Source organism: Scleromatobacter humisilvae (genome assembly GCF_023231945.1).
GTDB classification, from domain to species: Bacteria; Pseudomonadota; Gammaproteobacteria; order Burkholderiales; family Burkholderiaceae_C; genus Scleromatobacter; species Scleromatobacter humisilvae.
Genome location: NZ_JAJLJH010000024.1, coordinates 1 through 1,125, shown reverse-complemented (window position 1 = coordinate 1,125; position 1,125 = coordinate 1). Strand labels below are relative to the sequence as shown.

The following is a 1,125-nucleotide window of genomic DNA, read 5'->3' as shown; positions in this document are numbered from 1 at the left end:
TCAGAACCAGATTTCCAGCTGCGCGCCGTACGACACGGCACTCGTCTTGTTGGCCGGGAAGTTGTAGTTGTTGGCGGTGTCCTGCGCCGCGGCCTTGTTGTAGTCCGCGTAGGTCACGTACAGGCGCAGCTCCGGACGCTTCCAGAAGTCCGGGCCGGTCGACAGCGCCGGGCCCACGGTGACCTTGGTCACGTTCTCGTTCTTGCCGCCGTCCGGCTTCAGGCTGGAGTAGCCGATCTCGGTCAGCCACTTCAGGTTCTTGGTCAGGCCCCACGAGCCGCGGCCGCCGATCGAGTAGAAGTTGGACTTGCCGCCGGCCGAGCTCGGTGCCTCGTTGTGCTGGTACATCGCGATGGCCTGGCCGCCGAACGAGCCGACCTGCCACGACGGGCTCTCGACGATGCGCCAGGTCTTGTAGTCCGAGCCGTGCGAGCCGTTGTCGCTGATGCCCTGGTTGATGTCGGTCGAGCCCTCGGCATACTGCAGCCAGATGTGGTTGCCGCCGCCGAAGAACTTGTCCTGCACGTGCTCGACGTTGAAGCCGTAGCCGCTCTGGCCCTTGATCCCGCCTTGCGAGTCGCCCTTCGAGTACGTGGCCACGAGGCGCAGCTTGCCGTCCGGGTTGACGGGGATGTCGTAGAGCTGCGCGTGCAGGCGGCCCACGCCGTTGTTGCCGCCGACGGTGGTGATGTGCTGGCCGTCGATGTAGTTGGCCGGGCTGTCGTTCTTGTAGCCAGCCACGCCGAACTTGCCGAAGCCCACGTCGATGTTCTCGATGCCCGCGCCCACGCCCGACATGTTGGTGAAGAAGGTGTCGACGATGTGCACGTCGTCACGATCGCGGCGCTTGCCCATCCAGAAGAGAGCCTGCGGGGCGATGTCCACGCCCTTCATCTCGACGTAGGCCTGCTCGACACCGAAGTTGTCGGCCGGGTTGGCGGACTTGTCGGACTCCGTTGCGGGGCTGTAGTAGTTGGTCATGAGCACGGCGTTGAAGTCCACGCCGTCGGCCTTCATGGCCTGGGCGAGCTGGAACTCGCCGTAGAAGTCGCACTCGTTGCCGAGGCGGTACTTGAACTCGCCGATGCCGTAGCACTGGCGCGACTTGCCAGAGACGCTGGTGGC

Annotated in this window: 1 protein-coding gene; it reads right to left on the bottom strand. The window is 64.9% G+C overall.

Annotation, left to right across the window (positions count from 1 at the left end; translation table 11 throughout):
• Nucleotides 1-1,125: maltoporin (locus tag LPC04_RS29010; protein WP_275685821.1), on the bottom strand; the 1,125-nt coding region annotated here is incomplete at its 5' end.